Origin of the sequence: Bremerella sp. JC817 (genome assembly GCF_040718835.1) — a bacterium.
Taxonomy (GTDB): Bacteria; Planctomycetota; Planctomycetia; order Pirellulales; family Pirellulaceae; genus Bremerella.
Genome location: NZ_JBFEFG010000274.1, coordinates 345,545 through 370,164 on the forward strand (window position 1 = coordinate 345,545; position 24,620 = coordinate 370,164).

Genomic DNA, 24,620 nt, shown 5'->3' on the forward strand with positions numbered 1-24,620 from the left:
GCCCCCGCCCCAAAGGCGGGCCGTTTCGTATAATGCAGCGTTTGTCCCTTCGATTCAAGCCAACCAATACTGTCTCGCATGTCCATGAAACGCCACGAACTGGAACGTATCGCCAAGCAATATCGCGCAGGTAAGGTCACCCTGGCCGACTTTTGTTTGCAAGTGTTACAGCCCAAATCGGAACAACTCACCGACACCACACTCGATGTCGATCGTGCGCGACGCTGCGGGTTTCCTGAAGTGGTTTACGGTGAAGGCAAGTCCCCGGAAACGATTGCCCGTATCTTCGAGGCTCAAAAGCAACGGGGCGACAAGTCGCTGGCCACGCGTATCGATGCCGAGAAAGGTGCTGCCCTCAAAGCGGCAATTCCGGATGGCTTGTACAACGAGGTCGCCCGAACGTTCCGTACGTTGTCGGACGAATCGTCTTGGGCCAATGTCGGATTGGTGACCGCCGGCACCAGCGATCTGCCGGTCGCGGAAGAAGCCCGCGAGACGCTACGCTGGATGGGCATCGAACCGGTCTTCATTCAAGATGTCGGTGTCGCTGGACCGCATCGCTTTACCGAGCAGGCTCACAAGCTTAGCGAGTGCGACGCCGTGATCGTGGTGGCTGGCATGGAAGGCGCTTTGCCGAGCGTGGTGGGTGGCCATCTCGCTTGTCCTGTCATCGCGGTTCCGACCAGCGTTGGCTACGGTGCCAGCTTCCAGGGGGTTGCCGCGCTGCTGGGTATGTTGAACAGTTGTGCGTCGAACGTCACCGTCGTTAACATCGACGCCGGCTTTAAAGGGGCCTACCTCGCAGGCCTGATTTCGCTGCGAGTTCATCAGGCCAAACCTCAGACGGAAACCTAACCCCCGAGTTCACTCCATGACTCCAGCACCGCTGCCGGAAGGCCTCCCCATTATCCCGCCGCGTGATTCCGACTCGCATAAGGGAACCTTCGGTCGAGCGTTGCTGGTGGGCGGGTCGCTCGGTATGCCTGGCTCGATCAGTCTTTCTGGTCGAGCATGTCTGAAAGGTGGAGCAGGTCTGGTAACGCTGGCCGTTCCTGACGCGATCATCAACACGGTTGCCAACTTCGAGGCAGCCTACATGACGTGGAGCCTGCCGACCGATCGCGACGGACGCATTCCTTTTCATGCCAAAGCACGCCTGCAAGAGAAGCTCGATCCGGCCACGTGTCTAGGTATCGGACCTGGGCTGGGACAATCGCGTGGCTTGACACTTTTGCTCAGCGAATTGTTCGAGACCTTTCCGCGCGCGATGCTGATCGACGCGGATGGATTGAACTTGCTCGCTCAGTCTACGTGTCCACTCGCAAATGCTGCGGGAGAGCGCATCGTCACACCGCATTTAGGCGAGTTCCGAAGACTTGTCGGCAAGCCGCATTTAGAAATTTCAGCAGCAAAAGAGGCGGCAATTCAACTTGCGGCAGAGCAGAAAGTGGTGGTCGTTTTGAAAGGACCGCAGACGCTGGTCACCGACGGCGAGCGTCAATGGCACAATCCAACCGGCAATCCAGGACTGGCAACGGGCGGCTCGGGGGATGTGCTGACAGGATTGATCACAGCGCTGCTCGCTCAGTCACTTTCCGCCTATGACGCGGCGGTTCTAGGCGTTTTTCTCCATGGTTTGGCGGCTGATATTGCCGTGAAGCAAACATCACAGCCCGGTCTTACCGCGACCGATCTACTCGACTTTCTGGAAGACGCATGGTGCGACTACTCGTCGCGTCGATAACTCGAGGAAGCGGCTGCAACCTCCTCGCATGAAGGTATTTTTCTTTTTGCGGTCGCACAGCAATTGAGCGTTACGAACGATAAGTCAAAAGGCAAGCAGAACTTGCGTACGGCAACCCACACGAATTTTGCAATTGGTTCACGGCCATGCAACGAGTATTCTTTGACAAGGTTTAACGGAACTCTGATCGGATCTTTTTCGTCGGAGTTCAACACCGAGGTTTCGTTCAACAATCACTTCAACATCGCGGTTCTGCAGGAACAGAGGCCAACAGAGGCAGGACGCGAAGGAGGGCGACCTATGGTAACGATGAACGCAGTGGTTTATGAAAAGAACGGTCAGACTTATGTCTGGGCTTTTCGCGAAGGTGACGAACAACGCGCCCTCGATGCGATTTGCCAAGCCGCGAATAACAGTGAACTCAACTTAGATTGGGATGACGCGAACGTAATCTGGCAACGCATGGGCGACGCTCCAGATCGTGTCGACATTCGCGAGATGGGAACTTACTTCTCGCCTCGCACCAGTCGCTAAGTCATCTCAATACCCATCAGCACCCAGGCATCGGTTCCTTCGACCTGGGTGCTTCTTCTTGCTGGGATCCCCCTAGGTCACTGGTTGTGACTTGCGTGGGGGGGCGGTTAAGATGGGACGGTCCTGAAATCCCATTTCTGCCGAAGGTAATCTGCCTGTCATGCTGGCCCGCAAAGAAATCTTCCCCAACGTTATCGAACTCAATTTTCAAGCCGGCGAATTGCTCGGCTGCAATGTCTACCTGGTCTACGAAGGTAACGAGTGGATCCTTATCGATATCGGCTTCGACGAGACAGTCGAAGACTACATCGAAGTGATCCGCAACATGGACTTCCCTCTGGCCAATTGCAAGACGCTGGTTGCCACCCATGCCGACGTCGACCACATCCAAGGTCTGGCGAAGGCGAAGCAACTGCTCAGCACCACGGTTACTTCCCACCCGCTGGCGGTCAAAGCCCTGGAAGCGGGGGACAAGCTACAGACATTCGCCGAAATCGAACTGCAAGATATCCACCTCGATATGCCCCCGGTGAAGATCGAACACCAGGTCAAAGAGGGAGACATCCTGACGGTTGGTAAGCTGGAACTTGAAGTCTGGCATACGCCTGGGCACACCAACAGCCAGCTCAGCTTCCGCATGGGGGACCTGCTGTTCTCGGGCGACAATATCTACCGCGACGGCTGCGTTGGAGCGATCGATGCCCATCATGGCAGCGACATCGTGGCATTCATCAAGTCGCTGGAACGGATTCGCGACAGCGATGTGAAATGGCTTTTGCCAAGCCATGGCCCGATCTTCCGTAAAGACAACGCCCAGATCGAGCAGACGCTCGACCGCCTGAAGTCGTATCTGCATATGGCCGACTTCGGCACGTGTGCCATCGACTGGCCACTGATGGACGAATGGGAAGAAGAGATCCTGAAGGGTAAATTGCCGCAGTAAGTCGCTCGTTTGAAGCGACAAACTCGCTGAAAAAGCCTAATTTCTACCGGGGACCTCGATGAGGTCCCTTTTTTATGCGCATTTTTTTATGGGGCAATAAAGCTAGCAAACGCCCCTCTCTTTCGTCTTGCGCCGTTTCGTAAGCCTTTAGATGTGCTCTAGAGCATCTCAAGGGCGTCGCAAACGGGCTGCCCCGCGCCAAGCAAAACTGCTGAGAATCGTAGCAAGCTTCATGCGCGCATTCTTTGCATACACGCGACCGGCCGAAAACGTCCAGCGAAAACCCGAAATTCGAGCGTTCTCTTAAGTCCTGCGGTGGGAAAGACATAGGACGTCGTTGATTCTTCAGCCGGGCTTTTCATCCGCACAGTCGGAACTAATGGCACAACGCTTGCAAACAGGGGGTTTTCGTGCACACGACCCTGCGTGGGAAGGCGCACTCAAACATATCCCACGTTGGATCGATTCCTGGCCCTGGCATATAGCTGGCTGATGTTTGTTTCATCTTCTGTAAAAGGTACGAATCACATGGTAAGTTCCCTCTCCCTCCCCAACCGAGCGTGGTTTGCGATGATCGCAATCGCTCTCGGCCTCATGATCTCTTACCCGCTTTCAGCGCAAGACTCTGGAACCCCGGCCTCGGAAGATGCTCCGGTAGTCGAAGCCGAAGCTGGCGAAGAACGAGCTGAAGAAGCCGCCGAAGCTGAAGGTGCTGAAGAAGAAGAAGCTCCTGTTACCGCCGAATCTGTCCTCGGCGACGTCGATACGCTGTGGACCTGTCTTGCAGCATTCCTCGTGTTCTTCATGCAGGCAGGTTTCGCGTTGGTCGAAGCTGGTTTCACCCGTGCGAAGAACGCTTGTAACATCATCATGAAGAACCTGATGGACTTCTCCATCGGCTCGATTTCATTCTGGCTGGTTGGTTTCGGCCTGATGTTTGGTGCGACCAACGGCTTCTGTGGAACAGACCTGTTCTTCTTCGATGGCGACAGCGACGCTGCTTTAGCAATCAACTCGAATGCCGGTTTCAACTGGGCGTTTTTGATCTTCCAGACCGTGTTCTGTGCCACCGCCGCAACCATCGTTTCCGGTGCCATGGCGGAACGTACCAAGTTCTCGGCCTACCTGGTTTACTCTGTCCTGATCACCGTGATTGTTTACCCGATTTTCGGTAGCTGGTGCTGGGGCGGTCTCTACAAGGCCGAAGGTATGGATGCCGGCTGGCTGGAAGGCCGGGGCTTCCTCGACTTCGCTGGTTCGACGGTCGTTCACTCGATCGGTGGTTGGTGTGCCTTGGCGGGTGCCATCACGATCGGTCCACGTATCGGTAAGTACACTGCAGACGGCAAGGTTAAGCCAATCGCTGGTCACAGCATCCCGCTGGGTGCTCTGGGTGTGTTCATCCTGTGGTTGGGTTGGTTCGGTTTTAACCCAGGTTCGACCACCGCTGTTGGTGGCGGCTCGTTCGCTTACATCGCCGTGACCACCAACCTGGCTGCTGCCGCTGGTGTTGTCGGTGCCATGATCACTTCGTGGGCCATGTTCGGTAAGCCTGACACCTCGTTCACCTTGAACGGTGCTCTGGCCGGTCTGGTTTCGATCACCGCTGGCTGTGACTGCCTGAGCCCACTGTGGGCTGCTGTTGCCGGTCTGATCGGTGGCGTCCTGGTTGTCCTCTCCTGCGTCTTCTTCGACAAGCTGAAGATCGACGATCCTGTCGGTGCTGTCTCGGTCCACGGTGTTTGTGGTGCTTGGGGTACGCTGGCTGTCGGTCTCTTCATGAAGGAAACGGGTCTGGTCAACGGCGGTGGTCTCGAACAAACCATCACCCAGGTCATCGGTATCGCAGTCGGCTTCGTCTGGGCCTTCGGTGTGAGCTTTGTGATCTTTAACCTGATCAAGTTCACCATGGGTCTGCGAGTCACCGCGGAAGAAGAAATGCAGGGTCTCGATATCCACGAGCACGGCATGTACGCCTACCCAGCACACCTGGTCACGGAAGGCACCAGCCAGGCTGGCCATATCGCCTCCTAGGCCTTACTTGAAAGCCAACCTCGCGGGCTCTACCTCGTGTAAAGCCCGCGAAGTTCACGAAGATACTTCGGCCTTTGCCTGGGCCAGAAGTTCTACCCCAATGACTTGGAAGGGTGTTCCGCCTCGCTCTTCCAAGTCGGGGTTTTTTTATGCGCTCTGCGATTACCAGATTCCTGGTTCTTCTCGCATCCGATCTTGCTGGTCATCCCCCTGAATTTGGTGCCGTGCACCCCGATGATCACAAGAAGTCCTTGGGCGGCTGCCACTTGCCCCCGGTGGGGCATCGGTTTAAATTCGACGGTTTGGAAGCCTCTCGAACGTTCCATCTTGGACGCCACCCATGAAACTTGTGATCGCGATCATTCAGCCCAGCCGACTGGAAGCCGTTAAGGAAGCCCTGACCGAGGTGGAAGTGTTCCGCCTGACGGTGATGGACTGCCAAGGTTTCGGCCGCCAGAAGGGGCAGACCGAGGTCTATCGCGGGCACGAGTTCACCGTCAACCTGCTCCGCAAGGTGCAGTTGCAGATCGCCGTCAATGAAGACTTCGTCGAGCCCACGATCGATGCGATCGTGAAGGGGGCCCGAACCGGCGATAAGGGCGAGATCGGCGACGGCAAGATCTTCGTCGTGCCAATGGACGACTGTATCCGTATCCGTACCGGAGAACGGGGTCCCGAGGCGATCTAGCCCCTGGAAAAAGACCCCAGAGGGAAGACTAACCTGCTTCAAGCAGCTCTCGAATCTTCTTCGAGATATCCGACAAGTCGCCGCCATAGCCGATCCAAACGGCCTGAATCTTTCCCTGCTGATCGACCAGCAGGGTTGTCGGATAGCCCTGGTATTGCTTTACCTGGCTCAAGCCGATCCGCAAATCCGCGTGCTGGTCGACATAGACTGGCAGCGTTGTATTGAACTTCGCCAAAACCAGTTGCGACTGCGGTACCAGAGTTTCCAGGTCTTCGTTGAAGCTGGCCGGCTGTCCCGGCATCCAGCCTCCATCTGCCGCGACAGAAACGAACGCGAAGTCAGGCTGGTCGCTGAATTCCTCGCGAATCTGTAGCAGCTCTGGGAATTCCAGCAGGCAGGGCGGGCACCAGGGACCCCAGAAATTGACCAGCGTCACCTTTCCGGCCAGATCGGCCGTTTCCAGCGGCTGCTCGACGTTCAGCATCGGTTTAAGGGTGGTTGCCGGCAGAGGCTGGCCGACCCACGGATGCGATTCCGCCATCTGGGCCGCGCCAGGTCCCAGGATGGTGATAACCAGCATCACCATCAGGCCAGCCATGATGGCCAGCAGGAGGTAAAGCATCGTTTTCCCCCGACGAGGGAGCATCGGTTTCCGGGAATTCGGCAGGGAATGGCAGAGCATGGCGGGTTCGTATAAAGGTCGTGTGAAAAATGAAGCCACGGGGGCAACTTGCCCTATTCTATCTCTAACGGATCCCGGGCGGAGAAGCATTCCGATGCGAAATCGCAGGGAGAGCGGGCCAGTTTCCGAAATTTGGCAGAACGATCGCTCTGGCAACAATTGCCCCGTAAGGAAATAATAGGTCATTGTGTTCCCGTCAGCCTCAGGTAAAACATCGGCTGACAGCTTCCCTAACTTGGAAGCCTTACGCTGCTTGAAGGATTCACTTGCGCGATGAAATTCGAGGTTGAACTGAAGTTTCCGGTCGACGATCTTTCCACCGTCGAATCGCAATTGGAAGACCTGGGCGGGATTATCGAAGTCCCTAAACGCCAGGCCGACCGATACTACAGTCACCCGTCGCGTAACTTCGCCGAAACGGACGAAGCCCTTCGTATCCGCCGTGTGGGGGATCAGAACTTCATCACCTACAAAGGTCCCAAGGTCGACGATTCGACCAAGACCCGTCGTGAAATCGAAGTTCCCCTGATCTCAGGTGCCACCGGAGCGGCCAACATCGTCCATATGTTCGAGTCGCTGGGCTTCACGCCGGTGGCCGAAGTGACCAAGGACCGCCGTAAATCGCACATCCAGTACGATGGCTACGAAGTCCTGGTCGCGATGGACGAAGTACTGAACCTGGGCACCTTCGTTGAACTCGAGATCACTGCCGACGAAGAAGACGTCGAATCGGCCAAAGCCGCTATCGCCAAATTGGCCGATCAACTCGGTCTTTCTGGCAGCGAACGCCGCAGCTACCTGGAACTGATTCTGGGCTCTGAATAACGCGGATCATTTCCCCACTAAGACTTTCTGGGAAATTTTCTGATTCCGCCAAAACCTTAGGCGAACCTCGGGGTTTTTACACTCACCGCGACAATTTACTGTGCGATGCCTCTATTTCGTACAGCGATTGTTTGAGGCAGCCCTGGGTCGTTAAGTAACCGCGCACTCGGCCTGGGGCTTCCTCTTTTTCTTGGCTCATCGCTTTCGGTCTGCTCACTTCCGGCCCCCAATACGTACCGGTCGTACGTTTTCGCGCTTGGCCTTATAATCGGGGTAATGAGCGTGCACCCCCATTCTTCTACCACGGCGGAGCCCAAAGCCGAGCGGCCTCAATCGCCCGCGACACCTGTCGCTACCCTGGATGGTATCCAACGCAACGAAGGGGTCTCGCGAAATTTCGTTCTGCTGACGCTCTATCAAGTCGTGCTGCGTTGCGGCTGGATCTTCAAGACCGAGAGCATCATCATTCCGGCCGTGCTCGATTTGATCGCCGGCTCGGGCTGGATTCGAGGATTCCTCCCCATTCTGGGGAGAATTGGTCAGAGTTGCCCGCCGCTTCTTTATGCCGACCGGCTGCGCCAGTTGCCACTGAAGAAATGGTCGCTTGCCGGAACTTCGCTCGCCATGTCGGTTGCCTTCGCCGGGCTTGCCGCGATGTTTATCCCCGGAGTCGAGTCCTCCATCGGACAGTCGGCGATGGTGGTCGGCTTCCTCGGATTTTACTTCCTGTTCTTCTGTGCAACGGGGCTCAACCAACTCGGCTTCGGTACAACGCAGGGAAAGCTGATTCCGCCTCATCTGCGGGGCCGGCTGATGCTGGCCTCGAACGTGATCGGCGCGGTCATCGCCATTTCACTGGCGGCCTGGCTATTGCCGAAATGGCTCCAGGGAAACAGCATTCAGGTCAACTGGATCTTTGGGTTCGCGGCGTTTTCGTTCATAGGCAGTGCCATCTCGGTGATGGGGCTGAAAGAGCGACGCGACCAGGTCGAGCGGAAAGCGTTTTCGCCGAAACAGTTGATCCAGGAATCGATTAACGTCGTCAAAGATGACCATCGGTTTCGTTATGTCTGCCTGATCGCAGCGACGTTCGGCTTTTCGCTGATGCTATTCCCGCACTACCAGGCCCTGGCTCGCGAACGGCTGGACGTTGATCTTTCGCGGATGATCTTTTGGGTGATCGTTCAGAATGCCGGCACGGCGATTTTCAGCTTGCTCGGCGGACCGCTGGCCGACTGGAAAGGAAACCGGCTGGTCCTACGCACGATGATGTTCGGCGTGATGATCTTGCCACTCGGCTCGATTGCCCTGGTTCACTCTGGCAGCGTCGGCATCTATTTGTTCGACTGGCTGTTTCTGTTTGTTGGCGTGACCCCCATCACCTTCCGCGCGTTCACCAACTACACCCTGGAGTTGGTACCAGAACCGATGCACCCACGTTACCTGGCGACGCAGTCTTTGTGCATAGCCGTCCCGATGGTGATCTCGCCGTTCGTGGGCCTGTTGATCGATATCACCAGTTTCGAGCTCGTCTTCAGCGGGATCGCCTTGATCTTGTTTGGCGGCTGGACGATGACCTGGTTCCTGGACGAACCACGCCACGAAGTAGGCCATCACGTCATGTATGGCGAGATGGACGTCGATCCGGAAGACGAAGTGTAACTCGCGCAAAAAACAAGGCAGGCCATCGAGGCAACCTGCCTTGTTAGTAAATCTCGTCCGGAATTCCAGCTTGGCTATTTGCTGGTAAGCTCCAACTGCAGTTCATTGGATTGATCGGCGAGGATCGTGGTACTAAAACCCGAGGAACCTGGATCTTCGTATCGCTTCGGCGTGTGATAAATCATCACGAGTTCCGGAAACTTCCCGTGCTTTCGGTGATAGGCATCCACGTCATGGACGATGTGCTCAGGATCGGGCTCAGACTTAGAGACACCGACCTGGTATTCACCAGGAAAGACGCCATCACCAGGATTCGAGGTTCCCATGATCGCCATCCCCTGGGCATCGGTTCGTCCGTAAGCCGACCGACCGTTCCCAACGGGAGCAAATGTGATATTAGCATTTTCAACGGGCTGTCCATCCATCGTCACCATGACAGTTGAATAGCTGGCCCCCGGTTGCACTGAGCCTGGACCAAAGCATCCCGAAGTGGAAAGCAATGCCAGGAACAAAAAGAATGTGGTCGACGATCGACTCATGAAGTCAAACTCCAGCATCTGTAACGAGTGGTTTAGGCGGCAATAGAAGAAAAGCGTTCCGGCAAGCTTCCGAGCGTTGAGAAAAAGCGGCGGAAGCTTTCATCGTGACGCTCATTAGCGACTCGCCACGTCACCGCCACTACGCGTTCCCATCGCTCCCCAAACGCCGTAAGGCGAGGCACCACTATATTCCCAATTCGCAGCCAGATTACCCGTGTCGATCGTTTCTGAAATGAACGTGACCGAACCGTCGCCAAAAAGCGTGTTCGCTCCACCTGGATGGTAGCTATTGGCTGTCGCGTAGATCTTGTCTTTTTCATTTCCCCAGCGGCTACAGCTTGGGGCATTCGGAGGAAGAACGGTGTTCAAACCAACAAAAGCAGGAGCACCGTCTGACCAACGGGTTCCGGAGTAGGTGTGGTAAGAGGTCGCCCCCTCAACGTACATGCCGCCCAACCCACGCATATCCATGCAACGATTGGCCTTTCCACCGTCAACAAATGCGTTGTCGACACGCACGATACCGCCTCGAATCTTCATTCCATCGACACCGATGCAACGTTCGCCCATGGCGACCGTGTTACTTAGGCCATCGGTGATGTCGCGAAACCCCTTGTAGTGATAGCGCGAGAACATTCCTCGCCCCTCAAACTCATTGGTTCGATCGTTCGATGCCGAGGCATCTTCGAAGCGATTCAGTGGCTGGTCGCCTGCCGAGAAGCAATAGTTTGTCTTACCGAGGTGCCCAGTCGCTGGAGTACTATCGGATGGGCACAGCAAGCCGGCGACCTGTGTGTTGTTCGGAGCCCAGTCCTCCCACGGATCTTGCGTGAAGTTGTCTTGTGCGTACTGCTCCCACAGTGCCCGCTGCTCCAGGAACGGAAGCAGACCAATAAAACCGCTCAATCGACCATGGTTCCCGAGGGGCGTACTACCGCCCGACATAGCTGGCAGTTTGCCATAGGTATCATGATAGTTATGCAGAGCGAGGCCCAACTGCTTCAGGTTGTTGGTGCAATTCATCCGGCGTGCTGCTTCACGAGCCTGTTGAACGGCAGGTAAAAGAAGTGCGATCAGTACTCCGATAATGGCGATGACGACCAAGAGTTCAACGAGCGTAAAGCCACGTGAGTTTCTCATAAACAATCCCGAATTAGTGCGACAGAGTGCGAATGATCTTCACAGAGTGAATTCGTGTTAAATATTAGCAAAGACTCAAATAAACGAACACCTTTTTTGCGACGTCGCTTCGAATCATCCCGCTGGAACTTACGACAAAAACTTTCTTTTTATGGTTACCAACCCGCGTTAGAAACGACAACTAAGCAATCACCACCGTTAAATTTGGCTAACACGGTCGAGATGCTCCTTAGAGATCTTTATGTCGTTGCGTGGCTGGAAAGAGACAGCGATTTTTGCAGAGTGAAATCACTCAGAAAAACTGGATTAAAACAGTTTGTTCTATCGCACATTGTGAGGTGACTTAGCTACTCGCGCTGCGGTAACTTCGCAGCGACGCCTTGAAGACCCAGCGCGAGAACCACAGGCTCATGCCGGTCGCTACGAGCATGTAGATTGGCAGGGCCCACATCTGCGTTTCGCTGACGCCGAATGGCTGAGCCATGATCCGGGCCGGCACGTTCACCACGATCAAGATCGGGATCGCAAAGGTGAAGATCAACTGCAGCGACATCCCCAGCGTACCGGCGTTGTAGATCTCCATCGGGTAACGCGAGAAACTGGTGATATAGAACCAGAAGTCGTACAGCGATGTATTGCGGCCGAGCCAGATGCTGGAAGCGGCCAGCACGATCATCAAGCTGTAAAGGATCGCCACGCCGCAAAGTAGGAAGATGACGAACGTCACCACCATGGTCGCGGTTAACACGATCGGCTGCTCAGGGCGATGCGTCAGCTGATAAAGGCTGATTCCCATCAGCAGCAAACCGAACAGAAAGTTGGCGGTGGAAGGCCAGTTCACTTTCTCGAAGCTGACGAGGAACTGCGTATCGATCGGCTTCAGCAGGGCGAAGTCGAGCTTGCCGGTACGGATCAATTCCGAGAACTCTTGAATGTTCGGCATGAAGAACATCTGCACTAGGCTGTTCACCAGCAGAGTCGTCGCCAGAAAGACGAAGAACTCCCACTTTCCCCAACCTGTGTTAGGTCCGATCGAATTGGTGTAGCTGAAGATAAGCAGATAGAACCCAAGGTTCATAATCACCCACGACAAGCTCGAAACACATTCGATCCAGAAGTTCGAGCGAAAGCTCAGATCGCGAACCAGGCTGTTTCGCAAAAACATGTAAAACACGGCTGCATACGAAGGTCGATCTTCCATACGTTTAACCTCCGTAAGCGCTGTACTGCTTCACGCCGTAATGAAACGACAGACGCGAGGCGATGATAAAGAAGACAACCCAGCCGACCTGAACGACCAGTCCCCAGAACAACTCTGGTCCGGTGATCTTTTCCAGAAACACGGCTGCCGGGAAGTACGCCAGGTACATCAGCGGCAACGACTTCACAATCAGTGCCCAAGGACCACCCAACTCATTCAGCATGTCCAGCGGAAACATGTGTCCCGACAGGAAGAACGTGAACAGCATGTACACGAACAGCAGCGAGCGCACTTCCAGGAACCAGAAACCGATCATGCCGATCGTGGCTTCCATGAAGAACCCCAGCATGAACGACAACACCAGCGAGGTGAAGTAAGCCGCCAACACATGTCCTGGCGGCCAGCCGGAAAAGTAGCCGCGGCACAGAAAGAACACGATCGCAAACGGCACCGCCGCCACGATGTAGTAAGTCAGCTTGTGGGCGATTCGATTCAGCAGGAAGAACGAAATCAGATCGAGCGGCTGAATCAGGTACTTCTTGATTTCCCCTTCGCGGATCTGCAAGGCAATGCCAGAGGCCAAACCTGGCATGCTGGAGAATGCTCGCGAGATGGTCGACAGCAAGTAATACGCGACAATGTTGTAATACGTATAGCCGACGATCTCTGCGTTTCCGCTGCTTTCTCCTTTGGCCGAAAAGATGGCCGACCAAAGGAAGATTTGCGTCAGGATCGGCAGGAACCGCATTAAGGTTCCCAGCATGAAGTCGCCGCGATAGACGAGCTTCTCGTGGAAGTTGATTTGAAAGATGGCCCACCAGGTGGAGGCCCGAGCGGCAAGGTCTGCCATGATCGATTCTCCAGGGGCTTAGGACGAAGCTTCCGCCAGTTTTTCGTTGGCCGACTTGTCGCCAGGATGTGCCAGCGAGAAGACATCGGCGATCACTTCTTCCAGCGGAGGATCTTCCACCCCGACGTCGGCCAGTTCGTATTGATCGAGCACCGACGCCAGGACTTCGCCAACTCGAGAACGGTCGACCCGCAGTTTCACCTTCGGGTAGTCCTCGGAGATGACATCGCCGAACCGAGCCAGGCTTCCCTGGGCGTTATCGTCGGCGAAGGTCAGCGTGACGATCTTGTAGCCACCAAACCGATCAATGATCCCGCTCAACGAGCCGTCGTAGATAATGACGCCATGGGCGATCACCACCACGCGTTGGCACAACGCGGCGATATCTTTCATGTAGTGGCTGGTCAGCAGGACCGTGATTTTGCGTTCCTGCTGATAATGCTTCAGAAACTGCTGAATGTTATGCTGGGCGACCACGTCGAGCCCGATCGTCGGTTCGTCGAGGAACAGCACGTCGGGCGAGTGGAGCAGGGCGGCGATCAGTTCCATTTTCATCCGCTCGCCGAGCGACAAAGCACGAACCGGTTGCGAAAGGAGCTCTTTCACCCCCAGCAGATCGACTAGTTCGTCTTGCGAACGCTGGAACTGGTCGGCGTCGATCCGATAGATCTTCTGGTGGAGCCGGAAGCTGTCCTGGGCCGGCAAATCCCACCACAGCTGGTTTTTCTGCCCCATCACCAGGGCAAACCGGCGGCGATAGGCGTTATCGCGGTGCCAAGGGACGTGCCCCATGACCGTGGCCGAGCCGGAAGTTGGATTGATCACCCCCGAGAGCAGCTTGAGGGTGGTTGTCTTCCCCGCTCCATTGGGGCCGAGAAAGGCGACGAATTCTCCCTGATCGACGGTCAAATCGATACCTTTGACCGCTTCCACCGTCTTGTATTGACGGTGAAACAGGCCGCGAATCGAGGAGAGCAGGCCTTCCTGCTTCTGATAGACCTGGTAGGTCTTGGTCAATTTTTCGATCTGGATGATTGGTGGCATGTGCAGATTATAAACCAGGGGGCAAAAGCGGACAGTTGCCGGGCCCCCCTCGCGTTGTGGCAATATGGGGTATTCGCTATAATCGCCGCGCTTTCGGGCGTGTTTTCCGGTCAGGGAGATCGGATCAGCCCTTCTGCGAGGATCGATCGCTTCGGGAATTATTACGGATGATACGAATTGGTCTCGGACACGACACCCATCGGCTTGCCGACGGTGGTCCACTAATTTTAGGTGGCCTCGAGATTCCGCACGACAAACATCTGGTTGGACACAGTGATGCCGACGCTTTGATGCACGCCATCACCGATGCGTTACTGGGTGCGGCCAATCTTCCTGACATTGGGCAGCTTTTTCCCAATACGGACGAGGAAAACCGCGGACGTTCGTCCAGCGAATTTCTAAAACTGGCCTATCAAAAGGTGCTCGACGAGGGGTGGACGCTCATCAACCTCGACGCAGTCATCCATGCCCAGCGGCCGAAACTGGCCGATTTGAAGTCGTTGATGCAGATCCGAATTGCGGAACTTCTGCATGTCTCGCCGGAAGATATCGGCATCAAAGCCAAGACCGGCGAAAGCGTCGGCAGCATTGGCCGCGAAGAGTCGATCGAAGTCCAGTGCGTTTGCCTGTTGCGAAGAGTCTAGTTTCGTTCCTTTCCACCTAATACCCAGCCCCTTAGCGGTCCTTAAAGGCAAGAACATGAGTAACCTCCGGGTCTACAACACACTGAGCCGTACCAAGGAAGAGTTCAAAACGGTCGAACCCGGCAAAGTCGGCATCTACCTTTGCGGACCAACGGTCTACGCCGAAGCCCACATCGGGCACATGGTGGGTCCCGTCATCTTCGATACCGTCAAGCGTTACCTCGCACACAGCGGTTACGACGTCCGCCTGGTGGTCAACATCACCGACGTCGACGACAAGCTGATCCACAAGGCGAACGAGCGCAAGATGACCATGCTCGAAGTCGCCGAAGAGAACATCAAGGATTACCTGAGCAACCTCGCCGCGCTGAACGTGACGACCATCGACGACATGCCACGGGCCACCGCCTGCATGGACGACATCATCAAGTTCGTCGAAGACCTGATCGCCAAGGGCTTTGCTTACGATGTCGATGGCGACGTCTTCTTTGAAGTCAGCAAAGATCCGCAGTACGGCAAGCTGACCAACCGCAGTGTCGACGCCATGCAGGGGGAAGGGGGCGGTGCCGCCGCCAGCAAGCGTTCGCCAGGCGACTTCGCACTGTGGAAGAAAGCCAAGCCGGGCGAACCTTCGTGGGACAGCCCCTGGGGCAAGGGTCGCCCTGGCTGGCACATCGAATGCTCGGCCATGAGCAAAGGGATTTTGGGCGAAACATTCGACATCCACGGTGGTGGTTTGGACCTTACCTTCCCACACCATGAAAACGAAATCGCTCAAAGCGAATGCTGCCACGGCAAGCCCATGGTCAACTATTGGATGCACAACGGTCTGCTCCGCAGCGATCCAAGTGCCGGCAAGATCGGCGGCAAGGCGGAACGCGAAAAGGAAGCGACACCTGCCGACAACAACCCTGGCGGCAAGATGAGCCGTAGTGGTGGTGCTGGCGGTTTGCACTCGCTGATCGAGCGACAAAGCGGCGAGCGAATCCGCTTCTTCCTGCTGCGAACCCATTACCGCAGCACCATTCTGTTCAGCGAGCCAGCGATCGAAGAAGCCGGCACCGGCCTGGAAACATTCTATCGCTTGTTCGAGCGATACGAACGGATCACCGGCAAGTCGTACTACGACATCACGCCAGCCAAGACTCGCAAAGAAGGCGAAATCACCGCCGGCGACGACGCCTTGCTCGGCCTCCTGAAGAAGCATCGTGACGCCTATCTCGAAAAGATGGACGACGACTTCAACACCGGTGGCGGCGTGAGCGAACTGTTCGAGATCGTCCGTGCGGTCAACAAGTCGATCGATCAGGAAAAGCTCGAAGAGAACAAGGACGCCGATACCAGTGCCCTCGATCAGGCGATGGCTACGCTGCGGGAACTGACTTCCATCCTCGGTCTGTTTTCGGAAAAGCCCGAAACCGATTCGAGCGAAGACGCCGGTCTGGTCGACCAACTGATGAGCCTGGTCATCGAGATCCGGGCGAACTCGCGAAAGAAGAAAGACTTCGAAACGAGCGACCTCATTCGCGACCGTTTGACCGAATGCGGGATCACGCTCGAAGACCGCAAAGATGGCACGCTCTGGCGAAAAGGCTAGGCCATCCTCGTCGGCTGCCTCGCCACTGATTTCACGCGAGGCAGCCACGTCGCTTGGTTCGTACTTCCGTGCCATGCTGTTTCAGCGGTTTCATCCTGTGAAAGTCTCATGCAGAAACGAATTCTCGGTATCGATCCAGGCTTGAACATCACCGGCTACGGGGTGATCGACGTCGGCCCTAGTGGAATTTCGATCGTGGAAGCCGGGGTCGTCCGCGGAAAGACTCGCGGCGAGATCCCGGCCCGCGTTCGCGAGATTCACGAAGGCATCACCGAAGTCATCACCGCGCTCAAGCCGACCGTGATGGCGATGGAAGAACTGTACTCTCATTACGAACGCCCCAAGACTGCCATCATCATGGGGCATGCACGCGGCGTGTTGTGCCTGGCCGCGGCGCAGCATGACATGACCTTTCATAGCTACGCGGCAACGCAAATTAAACGCATCCTTACTGGCAGTGGGCGAGCCCCGAAAAGCCAGATGCAAGACTCGATCCGCCGCGAACTGAAGCTTTCCGCCGTACCGGAACCGCCGGACGTGGCCGACGCGTTGGCCGTGGCGTTGTGCCATCACTACCTCAGCAAAGTTGCGACCGCGATCTAGCGGTATTCTTTCCAGAAACGGACTTCACTCTTGATCACCAAAATCACCGGCAAGCTTGTTTCGGTTGAACTCACAAGTGTCACGCTGGGCATCGACGCCTTCGAATATGAAGTGCTGGTGCCAGAGTTTGTCCGCCGCCAGGTCCAAGGCCAGATTGGCCAGAAGGTTTCGTTCTTCACGATCAATTACCTCGACGGCGATCCTTCCCGAGGCCGCATGACCCCGCGACTGGTCGGTTTTTCGAACCATATCGAACGAGAGTTTTTCGAGCTGTTTTGCTCGGTGGACGGGGTCGGCGTGAAAAAAGCTTTGCGAGCAATGGTCCGTCCGGTCCAAGAAGTCGCCAATCAGATCGAACAACAGGACGCCAAGGGTCTGTCGGCCCTCCCAGGCATCGGTCCGGCCACCGCCGACCGGATTGTGGCGAAGCTGCGCCGCAAGGTTCCGAAGTTCGCCCTGTTGATTACCGGGGCCGATGGAGAATCGGCCGAAGCCTCGCGCGATGTCGTTACCGAAACGTTCGAGGTGCTGCTGCAACTGGGGCACAGCGAGACCCAGGCCCGCAAGCTGCTGGACAAGGCCATGGCCGAGAAAAAGAGCTACAAGGACGTGGATTCCCTCGTTCAGGCAGTGTACAAAATTGCTCATCAAGAGGGATAAACCTGTAAATCATCTCCATTTACCCCCAATCACGCTGCTATGCCGGAAGTCGCTGACCACGAAGACTCGTTGATCGCCTCCGAGGTTGTTTCGCACGATGAATTGGTTGCGGCGGAAATCGCCCAGCCGCATGGCGAACCTTGTTCCAGCTGTGGTTGCCCGATCGAACCGGGCGACAAGTTTTGCCCTGCCTGTGGTGCTCCGCACCAGGTCACCGTCGCCGAAGAGAAGAAGACGCCGGACGACGCCACGCTGAAGAAGTACTTCCACTGCCAGACCTGCGGTGCGAACGTCTCGATCGATCCGCAGGAACTAAGCTACGTCTGTCCATTTTGCGATTCGACCTACGTGGTGGAATACTCGCCCGACGTCAGCGGTCGGCAGTTGCCAGAGTTCGTCATCCCATTTCGGATCACGCAAGAGATGGCGATGGAGAAGTTTCGCAACTGGATCAAGGGCAACGCCTGGTATCGGCCAGGCGACTTGCACATGGCGGAAATCGAAGACAAGCTGCGCGGCGTTTACCTGCCGTTCTGGAGCTTCTCGATGCTCGCTCAAAGTGTCTGGAACGCTTCGATTGGTGAGTATTGGTACGAGACCGAAACTTACACCACGATGGAAAACGGCAAGATGGTCACCAAGACCCGCCGCGTCCAGCGAACCGAGTGGTGGCCGCTCAGCGGCAAGCATCATCAGTACTACAGCGGCTACATGATCTCGGCCAGCAAAGGCCTTAGCCAGGCCGACGCCGACCGCATCAAGCCGTTCTCGCCCTTGGCGGCCAAGCGTTACCAGCCTTACTTCCTGGCTGGCTGGGCGGCGGAAGAGTACCAGATGGAAATCGAAGACGCGAAGAAGATTTGCTACGAGGAATTCTATCGTCGCGAGCGTAGCAACATCACGCGTTTCCTGCCTGGCGATACGAGCCGCGAGATGAACGTTCATACCGAGTTCTCTTTCGAGCACTCTGACCTTTACCTGCTGCCGATCTATCTGCTGACCTACCGCTACAAAGATCAGGTCTATCGATTTCTGGTCAACGGTCAGACTGGATTGATCAACGGCGACAAGCCGGTCTCGTGGACTCGCATTGGAGCGGCGATCGCGGCAGGGGTCTTTGCGGTAGTGGCCATCATTATTCTCGTCATGCTGCTTTCGGCTGTGATGCGGTAACAAAGTTCAGGCCAGCAAACGAAGCAAAACACCATGAGCGACCTAATCGAAAAGTGCCATGTCTGCGGCGGACTGATCGACGAAGAAGATCTCTTCTGCGGGAACTGCGGTACCGAAGCCCCTCATCGCGAGCAAGGCAACACGCCAACCTCCACACTTTCGACCCACAGCTTCAGTTGCAGCGGTTGTGGTGCGGCGATGAGCTATTCGGCCGAAGCGGAAGCACTTCGTTGCCCCTTCTGTGGATCGACTCAGCTTGAAAAGGGATCTGATCACAAAGTGATCGCGCCGAGCCAGGTGCTGCCATTCAAGATCACCGAAGCTGAGGCGCAACAGATTTTGCGCGAGGCAATCGGTAAGGGTTTTTGGCGACCGCCAGATCTATCGGAGAAAGCGGTCATCAAGAATATGGTGCCGGTCTATGTACCGTACTGGGTGTTCTCGGCAGACGTGGCAACCAATTGGACGGCCGATACAAGTCAGACGCCGTTTGGAGCAAGCGGCGATTGGTATCCCTTAGCCGGCGAGCACTCGAATCAGTACTCCGGCGTGTTGGTAGGGGCCAGTGGCGTGCTGACGCCCAATGAAACGTCGCAGCTCTGTCCGTTTGACATGAGCCAGACGGTGACGCCTGATCAGGTTGATCTCGACCGATATACGGTCGAGCAGTTCAACGTCGCACGGAAGTATGCTCGACCGATGGCTCGCTCGGTGCTGGAATCGTTAGAACGCAGTTCCGTAGATGCTGCCTACGTTCCTCCGCGAAGCCGCAACGTTCAAGTGAACTTGCGGATTCAAAATATGGCCAGCGAGCCAATGCTGTTGCCGATTTGGATCATGGCCTATCAGTACAAAGACGTGGTATATCGATTCCTCGTCAATGGACAGAACGGCCGATCGACTGGTCATGGCCCCGTTTCCTATCATCGCTTGTATGTGATTCTCGGAACGGTCGCCGCGGTAGGTCTGGGCCTGGTCGCGCTCGCAGCCCTGTGTGGTGGACTGGGATCGCTGCTTTCGCGGTGATGCGAGTCGACTTATTCGTACTCGTCCATCACTTCGTCGTAGAGGATACCCTCAAGCACGACTTCAGCTTCCAGCTTATCCATGTGCAGTTCATCCGAGACGTCATTAACCAGATCATGAATCACGATTTCAGTCATCGCCAGGGTTCCTTTGTGCAGGAATGGGGAGAAGTTTAAGTGCTCTTCCCAATTGCAAAGGGGGTGCCAATGACGAAATTTTGTGGTTCGCGACTGGTTTGATTCACTCGGCTGATCTTCCGGAAGGCAAGTCGCCTCTTCGAAGACCAATGCTGGCATCAATTCAGGGCAACGATCGTGAAATTCAAGATCGATGCGAAGCTGACCCAGGCCAGGTAAGGAACGAGCAGCAAAGCGGCAACGCGACTGTGCGGCCAGAAAGCGATGATGGTGGCAAGGATCGCACCCCACAGCAGAACAATATCGAAGGCGGCCGCCACCGGGTTTTGCAGGCCAAAAAACAACACGCTCCACGCCGTATTCAGCAGCAATTGGATACAGAAGAGGATCAAGGCGAACGGAGCCGACGACCAGCCACTTTTTCGCCACGTCAGCCAGGCGGCGATGGCCATCATCAGGTAAAGCGTCGACCAGACCGGGCCAAAGATCCAATTCGGTGGATTGAACGACGGCTTGTTCAGTTCGGCATACCACGTCCCGATCTGGGGCAGGGTAAACGAAGACCCCACGCCAGCCGCGGCGAAACAAAGAACCAGCCAGCCGGCCAAAGCCACAACTTGCTGCCAAACGGGGGTCGTACGCGGGTTATTCGCATCCATGGGGCTTGCTCCGAGGGGTATTACGATCCGAACTTTTCGAGCCAGTCGTTTATTTGTTATAGTGATGGCAGATAGTCAACACTTGTTCAGTTAGCAGTGGGTTGCTGGCTTTCGAGGTAACGCGGTAAAAGGTTTCATTCATGGGCAGGGAAGCGATATTACAAGGGGATAACGGCCCCAGCGAAGAAGACAAGAGTCTTCGTCCGCAATCCCTTTCCGAAATGGTCGGCCAACTCGAAGTCCGCGAGCGTCTGAAGGTGGTCGTCGATGCCGCCGTGAAACGGGACGAGCCGCTAGGGCATATCCTGTTCGATGGCCCGCCGGGACTCGGCAAAACGACCTTCGCGACCTGCATTCCCAAAGACCTGGGAGTCAATTATCAGCTAACCTCGGGGCCGGCACTACAGGCCCCCAAAGATCTCGTTCCCTACCTAACCAATGCCGACGAGAAGTCGATTCTCTTCATCGACGAAATCCATCGCTTGCCCAAAGCGGTGGAAGAATACCTCTACACGGCGATGGAAGACTTCCGGATCGATATCGTGCTAGGGGAGGGGACCAACGCCCGAACGATCAATCTGCAGATCAAGCCATTCACCTTGATCGGGGCGACCACGCGCAGCGGGATGCTGACCGCACCATTACGCGATCGTTTTCCGCTTCGAGAGCATCTCGACTTCTACACCAAAGAAGAACTGGCAGAAATCATCAGCCGTAACGCCCGGAAGTTGGACGTGACGATCGAAGACGATGCGGCCCTGGAAATCTCGTGCCGAAGCCGAGGCACCCCGCGCGTGGCCAACAATCGACTGCGTTGGATTCGTGACTATGTCACCAGCAAAGCAGATGGGCACATCAACATGGCCCTGGCCCAGGACGCCATGAAGATGCAACAGATCGACGGTCTTGGATTGGATAACCAGGACCGTAAATACCTGCTGACAATTCTCCGCGTCTTCGCCGGCGGGCCAGCCGGGATCGAAGCGATCGCTCACACCATGAACGCCGCTACCGAAACGCTGGCCGACGAAGTCGAACCGTTCCTTCTGCGGACCGGACTGTTGGTTCGTACGCCCCGCGGACGCATGGTCACCAATAAAGCGACCGAACACATCACGAAAATCTTGGGCGAAGCAGGCAAATCGCTGCTCGATTGAGCGCGCCACGGCCAGGCGAACCCTGCGATTGGGCTATTCGCACAGTACGCTGAGTGATCTTTGCTAGAGTTCTGACGATACTCTTGCGTTTCGCCCCCATTTCTAGCCGGGCAACCTACCCTATAAGTGCAACAGACTTTTATTCATCGCAAGATAATAATTCACTAAGCACACTCCAATGACCGGTTACTAACGGTCCTACCTTGCGAGTTTTTCGCTCGCCACGCCCCTACCCACCGCCCCCAAATCTTCCCATGCATTTTCTGCCATGCGCGACTCCGCGCAGTGGCTTTTATTCTGTTCGTTATGTAAAGGCACCTCCCATGTCGTTGAATCCTGCGCGGAGGATTCACGGGTTTACGCTCGTGGAACTTCTGGTCGTGATCGCCATCATCGGCGTTCTGATTGCGTTGCTTTTGCCTGCTGTTCAACAGGCACGCGAAGCCGCTCGTCGTATCCAGTGCTCGAACAACCTGAAGCAACTTGGTTTGTCGCTGCACAACTATCACGATACCTACGGTTCGTTTCCCTCTGGCGTCCTTCGCCCAACCAATCCGCCATCGCAGCCAGGTTGGGCTTCCGCAGGTCCGGCGGGCTGGGTTTGGTCTTCGCTGCTACTGCCTTTTATTGAACAGCCAGCGCTACACGATCAACTCGGCGTGACCAGCGGCGGAAGTGCGTTCACGCAGTACCAGGCCGCCCAGGTTTCGCTCGATGCGTATCGCTGTCCATCGGACATCGGTCCGATTCTGAACGATCGTTCGTGGTGGGATGCCAAGTCAGACGACAGCCACCAGATCGCCTATGCCAGCTACAAAGCAGTGAATTCACATGGCTATCCTCAAACGCACAACTCCGGCACGGTGACCTACAACAAGGCAACCGGCGGATTCTATGCCAACTCGGGCACCAAGTTCCGTGACATCACTGACGGAACCAGCAACACGCTGGCGATTACCGAGTCTTCGTATCGTCCGATCTACGGCCGTATTGGTGGCGTGTGGGCCGCGAGCATCGACTCAGACTCGAACAACCCACGCGACTCGATGATGGACAACCTGGTCGCTGGTCCGGTGAAGATCAACCAGGTTTCGTTCGCCGACAACACCTACAACATCCCTGGCTGGGCCAAGGGCTATATGGTGATGATGGCTCCGAACAGTTATCACCCAGGCGGCGTCATGTCGGTGAAGTTCGACGGTTCGGTCGAGTTCCTCAGCGAAACGATCGACCACTCGCCCGAGAACTTCGAGACCGTTTCGGCCACGCCGAACAGCGTGCTCGAATACATGATGAACATTCAAGATGGCGTTCCCGTCAACAAGAACTAACCACGAACTGGCCAAGTCGCCAGATTGCCTTTCGATAAGGAAGAGTACCGTGAATTTGCTCGCACGCTTGTCGCTCGTTTGCTGCCTGACCGCCGTACCGATGGTTATGGGCTGCCAGAGCGAAGAAGTCTATGACAGTTCGAAGGACGACGTGGTTTCGTCGATCCAAAGCATTCTGGTCGACGTCGAGAAGACCGGCCAGAAGGGAAGTGCCTACGAAGCGCTGAGTGGCGAAATCGAACGCCTCCGCGAGTTCGATGCCTCGCTGGCCGACACCTTGAAGGCCGACTTGGAAAAGATGGAAGCAGCCACCAAGCCAGCGGAATTGAAGACCTTGGCCTCGGAAGCGAAAGCCAAACTCTAACTTTCGCTGACCGTTCAATTCGAAACGCGAAGAGGCCTGGGTAAACTTCCCAGGCCTCTTTCTCGTTTTTGTAACAGAGCGTTCGGATTACGAGGTCATCGCCCCGACTTCAAACCGCAACTGAGCCGCGGCCGAACCATCTTTCACCGGGAAGTCTTCTCCCCGGACCACGAATACGTCGCCTCCGTGGTTCAACGTGGCCACGGCGGCATCATCCAGCAGATCCTGGCTGACCTCGTTCGGTGTGCCATCTTCCTGGATATGCCCCTGATCGTCGATGTGCCCCCAGAAGGCCGCATCTTCGCGGATCAACAGCGTATCGACCGCCCCCATTTCGGCCGCCTTCAAAATCGTCTCGAGATCGTCAGTGGCTCGGTTTTGTCCATGAGCATTGTGATATCGATCGATCGCTTCGGTCGTGTTCTTCTGGAAGAACGGCTGAACCACTTCCAGGGCCTTCTCATGTAAGGTCTCTGGCTTGGCGTTGTCGAAATTGCCCGTCACTGCATCGGGTAGCAGATGCGAATACGAGATCGCTTCCTTAAAGATCGGGAACAAATACTCAACCCCGGCGAAGACCAACGGATCGTTGCGATCCTGCAGATACTCCGATATTGGATCGTCGAGACGGTGGAAGAACTGCAGAATTGTTTGTTTGTGATCGTCCTCGCCGCCACCATGTCCGTGATACATCGTGTCGACATGGCCACCTTCGGTGTAACTAAAGTGCTGCAGTGCCGTAGTGAACTCGTCGATGTTCAATGCATCCTTCAGGTTCTCTGGAAGATCGTCGGGCGAGCGTTCCTCCAAACCTTCCTGACTTCCCTCGAACAATCGTACATGGTTTTGACTGACCGCCAGCAGGACAAAGCGTCCATCGCCATGCATCGCCGGCAGGAGCGGTTTCAAATAAAAGCGTTCACCAACGTGGACTTGCTCGGTGACACGTTTTCCCATGGGCAAGACTTCAAGCGAGTCCGGCGTGGCGAACAAAGCGAGACCTGCGGAAGGATGACGCCAGGCGTCGTGCGTACCTTCTGCACGGAACTCTTCCAATCGCTGCATAATGACATCACGCGTCGAGGCAGTACAGACTTCATCATTGCCGAGCAGTTCCGATGCATCTCGCAGAAGGTTCTTGTAACGGATTTCGTTCTGCTGTTTTTCGCGTCCCCAACGGAACATAGGCATGTAGATAGAAACGCAGATTTCGCTCGATTCTTCTAGCAACGACTGAATAACATGGGGTTCCATAGCGTCAAGTCTCCTGTCTCTGACACGGATTGTGAAAAGTTGTATGTTGGTTGGATGGCCCCCAGGCTGGTCGCGAAGCAATCCTCGCTGACCGCTGAAGTTCACCTAAAATCCGTGTACGGGGTAATT

The 24,620-nt window shown here is 55.8% G+C and carries 26 protein-coding genes; 17 read left to right on the forward strand and 9 right to left on the reverse strand.

The genetic code is table 11. The features are described from left to right. Positions 1-78 precede the first annotated feature (78 nt). The 6 genes from larB (at position 79) to AB1L30_RS15575 (ending at position 5,943) form a co-directional block, all read left to right on the forward strand. Positions 79-855, forward strand: coding sequence for a nickel pincer cofactor biosynthesis protein LarB (larB, locus tag AB1L30_RS15550; RefSeq protein ID WP_367014345.1), 777 nt, complete (start codon positions 79-81; stop codon positions 853-855). A gap of 16 nt (positions 856-871) precedes the next feature. Next, positions 872-1,744: an NAD(P)H-hydrate dehydratase gene (locus tag AB1L30_RS15555; RefSeq protein WP_367014346.1), complete on the forward strand. Its 873-nt coding sequence runs from the start codon at positions 872-874 to the stop codon at positions 1,742-1,744. A gap of 300 nt (positions 1,745-2,044) precedes the next feature. Next, on the forward strand, positions 2,045-2,278 hold the full coding sequence (locus AB1L30_RS15560; protein ID WP_367014347.1) for a hypothetical protein: 234 nt from the start codon (positions 2,045-2,047) through the stop codon (positions 2,276-2,278). Positions 2,279-2,438: 160 nt separating this feature from the next. Further along, positions 2,439-3,221: an MBL fold metallo-hydrolase gene (locus tag AB1L30_RS15565; protein ID WP_367014348.1), complete on the forward strand. Its 783-nt coding sequence runs from the start codon at positions 2,439-2,441 to the stop codon at positions 3,219-3,221. A 528-nt stretch (positions 3,222-3,749) separates the two neighbouring features. Next, a complete protein-coding gene (locus AB1L30_RS15570) occupies positions 3,750-5,255 on the forward strand; it encodes an ammonium transporter (RefSeq protein WP_367014349.1) in 1,506 nt (501 codons plus the stop codon). 340 nt (positions 5,256-5,595) lie between these two features. Continuing rightward, positions 5,596-5,943, forward strand: coding sequence for a P-II family nitrogen regulator (locus AB1L30_RS15575; RefSeq protein WP_345086286.1), 348 nt, complete (start codon positions 5,596-5,598; stop codon positions 5,941-5,943). Between the two features lie 28 nt (positions 5,944-5,971). On the opposite strand, the gene AB1L30_RS15580 is transcribed toward AB1L30_RS15575, so the two are convergent. After that, positions 5,972-6,565 carry a TlpA family protein disulfide reductase gene (locus AB1L30_RS15580; RefSeq protein WP_367014350.1) on the reverse strand — a complete coding sequence of 198 codons (594 nt, stop codon included), beginning with the start codon at positions 6,563-6,565 and terminating at the stop codon, positions 5,972-5,974. Positions 6,566-6,898: 333 nt separating this feature from the next. On the opposite strand from AB1L30_RS15580, the gene cyaB reads away from it, so the two are divergent. After that, complete coding sequence (gene cyaB / locus AB1L30_RS15585; RefSeq protein WP_367014351.1) at positions 6,899-7,450, forward strand: class IV adenylate cyclase; 552 nt, start codon at positions 6,899-6,901, stop codon at positions 7,448-7,450. Between the two features lie 282 nt (positions 7,451-7,732). Then, positions 7,733-9,112: an MFS transporter gene (locus tag AB1L30_RS15590; RefSeq protein ID WP_367014352.1), complete on the forward strand. Its 1,380-nt coding sequence runs from the start codon at positions 7,733-7,735 to the stop codon at positions 9,110-9,112. A 74-nt stretch (positions 9,113-9,186) separates the two neighbouring features. Here the strand turns inward: AB1L30_RS15590 and AB1L30_RS15595 are convergent, their stop codons facing one another. From AB1L30_RS15595 to AB1L30_RS15615, 5 genes are all read right to left on the reverse strand, one after another. Beyond that, positions 9,187-9,651 carry a hypothetical protein gene (locus tag AB1L30_RS15595; RefSeq protein ID WP_367014353.1) on the reverse strand — a complete coding sequence of 155 codons (465 nt, stop codon included), beginning with the start codon at positions 9,649-9,651 and terminating at the stop codon, positions 9,187-9,189. Between the two features lie 114 nt (positions 9,652-9,765). Further along, the gene (locus tag AB1L30_RS15600) at positions 9,766-10,791 is read right to left on the reverse strand and encodes a DUF1559 domain-containing protein (RefSeq protein WP_367014354.1); all 1,026 of its coding nucleotides are present in this window, start codon (positions 10,789-10,791) and stop codon (positions 9,766-9,768) included. 343 nt (positions 10,792-11,134) lie between these two features. After that, the gene (locus tag AB1L30_RS15605) at positions 11,135-11,992 is read right to left on the reverse strand and encodes an ABC-2 family transporter protein (protein WP_367014355.1); all 858 of its coding nucleotides are present in this window, start codon (positions 11,990-11,992) and stop codon (positions 11,135-11,137) included. 4 nt (positions 11,993-11,996) lie between these two features. Next, complete coding sequence (locus AB1L30_RS15610; protein WP_367014356.1) at positions 11,997-12,842, reverse strand: ABC-2 family transporter protein; 846 nt, start codon at positions 12,840-12,842, stop codon at positions 11,997-11,999. 18 nt (positions 12,843-12,860) lie between these two features. Beyond that, positions 12,861-13,886, reverse strand: coding sequence for an ABC transporter ATP-binding protein (locus tag AB1L30_RS15615; RefSeq protein ID WP_367014357.1), 1,026 nt, complete (start codon positions 13,884-13,886; stop codon positions 12,861-12,863). A 167-nt stretch (positions 13,887-14,053) separates the two neighbouring features. Between AB1L30_RS15615 and ispF the strand changes: the two genes are divergently transcribed. The 6 genes from ispF (at position 14,054) to AB1L30_RS15645 (ending at position 19,589) form a co-directional block, all read left to right on the forward strand. Continuing rightward, positions 14,054-14,530 (forward strand): 2-C-methyl-D-erythritol 2,4-cyclodiphosphate synthase, encoded by a 477-nt coding sequence (ispF, locus tag AB1L30_RS15620; RefSeq protein WP_345086304.1) that lies wholly within the window; start codon positions 14,054-14,056, stop codon positions 14,528-14,530. A 55-nt stretch (positions 14,531-14,585) separates the two neighbouring features. Then, positions 14,586-16,127, forward strand: a complete 1,542-nt coding sequence (cysS, locus tag AB1L30_RS15625) for a cysteine--tRNA ligase (RefSeq protein WP_367014358.1) — start codon at positions 14,586-14,588, stop codon at positions 16,125-16,127. A gap of 108 nt (positions 16,128-16,235) precedes the next feature. Beyond that, positions 16,236-16,730: a crossover junction endodeoxyribonuclease RuvC gene (gene ruvC / locus AB1L30_RS15630; protein ID WP_367014359.1), complete on the forward strand. Its 495-nt coding sequence runs from the start codon at positions 16,236-16,238 to the stop codon at positions 16,728-16,730. 30 nt (positions 16,731-16,760) lie between these two features. Then, entirely contained in the window at positions 16,761-17,390 is a 630-nt protein-coding gene (gene ruvA, locus AB1L30_RS15635) for a Holliday junction branch migration protein RuvA (RefSeq protein ID WP_367014360.1), read from the forward strand. 39 nt (positions 17,391-17,429) lie between these two features. After that, the gene (locus AB1L30_RS15640) at positions 17,430-18,563 is read left to right on the forward strand and encodes a zinc ribbon domain-containing protein (RefSeq protein WP_367014361.1); all 1,134 of its coding nucleotides are present in this window, start codon (positions 17,430-17,432) and stop codon (positions 18,561-18,563) included. A 33-nt stretch (positions 18,564-18,596) separates the two neighbouring features. After that, positions 18,597-19,589 carry a zinc ribbon domain-containing protein gene (locus tag AB1L30_RS15645; RefSeq protein ID WP_367014362.1) on the forward strand — a complete coding sequence of 331 codons (993 nt, stop codon included), beginning with the start codon at positions 18,597-18,599 and terminating at the stop codon, positions 19,587-19,589. 11 nt (positions 19,590-19,600) lie between these two features. Here the strand turns inward: AB1L30_RS15645 and AB1L30_RS15650 are convergent, their stop codons facing one another. After that, complete coding sequence (locus AB1L30_RS15650; RefSeq protein WP_367014363.1) at positions 19,601-19,726, reverse strand: hypothetical protein; 126 nt, start codon at positions 19,724-19,726, stop codon at positions 19,601-19,603. A 158-nt stretch (positions 19,727-19,884) separates the two neighbouring features. Further along, positions 19,885-20,385 (reverse strand): TspO/MBR family protein, encoded by a 501-nt coding sequence (locus tag AB1L30_RS15655; protein WP_367014364.1) that lies wholly within the window; start codon positions 20,383-20,385, stop codon positions 19,885-19,887. 140 nt (positions 20,386-20,525) lie between these two features. Here AB1L30_RS15655 and ruvB point away from each other — a divergent pair, with 140 nt between their 5' ends. The 3 genes from ruvB to AB1L30_RS15670 all read left to right on the forward strand — a co-directional run bounded on the left by ruvB (position 20,526) and on the right by AB1L30_RS15670 (position 23,237). Continuing rightward, positions 20,526-21,542: a Holliday junction branch migration DNA helicase RuvB gene (ruvB, locus tag AB1L30_RS15660; RefSeq protein ID WP_367014365.1), complete on the forward strand. Its 1,017-nt coding sequence runs from the start codon at positions 20,526-20,528 to the stop codon at positions 21,540-21,542. A gap of 323 nt (positions 21,543-21,865) precedes the next feature. Further along, complete coding sequence (locus AB1L30_RS15665) at positions 21,866-22,873, forward strand: DUF1559 domain-containing protein (protein WP_367014366.1); 1,008 nt, start codon at positions 21,866-21,868, stop codon at positions 22,871-22,873. 49 nt (positions 22,874-22,922) lie between these two features. After that, positions 22,923-23,237 (forward strand): hypothetical protein, encoded by a 315-nt coding sequence (locus AB1L30_RS15670; protein ID WP_367014367.1) that lies wholly within the window; start codon positions 22,923-22,925, stop codon positions 23,235-23,237. 87 nt (positions 23,238-23,324) lie between these two features. On the opposite strand, the gene AB1L30_RS15675 is transcribed toward AB1L30_RS15670, so the two are convergent. Then, a complete protein-coding gene (locus AB1L30_RS15675) occupies positions 23,325-24,491 on the reverse strand; it encodes a hypothetical protein (RefSeq protein ID WP_367014368.1) in 1,167 nt (388 codons plus the stop codon). Positions 24,492-24,620 lie beyond the last annotated feature (129 nt).

Coding starts and splice junctions, on each gene's coding strand:
- larB (WP_367014345.1), top strand. CDS start 79: ATGTCCATGAAACGCCACGAACTGGAACGTATCGCCAAGCAATATCGC.
- AB1L30_RS15555 (WP_367014346.1), top strand. CDS start 872: ATGACTCCAGCACCGCTGCCGGAAGGCCTCCCCATTATCCCGCCGCGT.
- AB1L30_RS15560 (WP_367014347.1), top strand. CDS start 2,045: ATGGTAACGATGAACGCAGTGGTTTATGAAAAGAACGGTCAGACTTAT.
- AB1L30_RS15565 (WP_367014348.1), top strand. CDS start 2,439: ATGCTGGCCCGCAAAGAAATCTTCCCCAACGTTATCGAACTCAATTTT.
- AB1L30_RS15570 (WP_367014349.1), top strand. CDS start 3,750: ATGGTAAGTTCCCTCTCCCTCCCCAACCGAGCGTGGTTTGCGATGATC.
- AB1L30_RS15575 (WP_345086286.1), top strand. CDS start 5,596: ATGAAACTTGTGATCGCGATCATTCAGCCCAGCCGACTGGAAGCCGTT.
- AB1L30_RS15580 (WP_367014350.1), bottom strand. CDS start 6,565: ATGCTTTACCTCCTGCTGGCCATCATGGCTGGCCTGATGGTGATGCTG.
- cyaB (WP_367014351.1), top strand. CDS start 6,899: ATGAAATTCGAGGTTGAACTGAAGTTTCCGGTCGACGATCTTTCCACC.
- AB1L30_RS15595 (WP_367014353.1), bottom strand. CDS start 9,651: ATGAGTCGATCGTCGACCACATTCTTTTTGTTCCTGGCATTGCTTTCC.
- AB1L30_RS15600 (WP_367014354.1), bottom strand. CDS start 10,791: ATGAGAAACTCACGTGGCTTTACGCTCGTTGAACTCTTGGTCGTCATC.
- AB1L30_RS15605 (WP_367014355.1), bottom strand. CDS start 11,992: ATGGAAGATCGACCTTCGTATGCAGCCGTGTTTTACATGTTTTTGCGA.
- AB1L30_RS15610 (WP_367014356.1), bottom strand. CDS start 12,842: ATGGCAGACCTTGCCGCTCGGGCCTCCACCTGGTGGGCCATCTTTCAA.
- AB1L30_RS15615 (WP_367014357.1), bottom strand. CDS start 13,886: ATGCCACCAATCATCCAGATCGAAAAATTGACCAAGACCTACCAGGTC.
- ispF (WP_345086304.1), top strand. CDS start 14,054: ATGATACGAATTGGTCTCGGACACGACACCCATCGGCTTGCCGACGGT.
- cysS (WP_367014358.1), top strand. CDS start 14,586: ATGAGTAACCTCCGGGTCTACAACACACTGAGCCGTACCAAGGAAGAG.
- ruvC (WP_367014359.1), top strand. CDS start 16,236: ATGCAGAAACGAATTCTCGGTATCGATCCAGGCTTGAACATCACCGGC.
- AB1L30_RS15640 (WP_367014361.1), top strand. CDS start 17,430: ATGCCGGAAGTCGCTGACCACGAAGACTCGTTGATCGCCTCCGAGGTT.
- AB1L30_RS15645 (WP_367014362.1), top strand. CDS start 18,597: ATGAGCGACCTAATCGAAAAGTGCCATGTCTGCGGCGGACTGATCGAC.
- AB1L30_RS15650 (WP_367014363.1), bottom strand. CDS start 19,726: ATGACTGAAATCGTGATTCATGATCTGGTTAATGACGTCTCGGATGAA.
- AB1L30_RS15655 (WP_367014364.1), bottom strand. CDS start 20,385: ATGGATGCGAATAACCCGCGTACGACCCCCGTTTGGCAGCAAGTTGTG.
- ruvB (WP_367014365.1), top strand. CDS start 20,526: ATGGGCAGGGAAGCGATATTACAAGGGGATAACGGCCCCAGCGAAGAA.
- AB1L30_RS15665 (WP_367014366.1), top strand. CDS start 21,866: ATGTCGTTGAATCCTGCGCGGAGGATTCACGGGTTTACGCTCGTGGAA.
- AB1L30_RS15675 (WP_367014368.1), bottom strand. CDS start 24,491: ATGGAACCCCATGTTATTCAGTCGTTGCTAGAAGAATCGAGCGAAATC.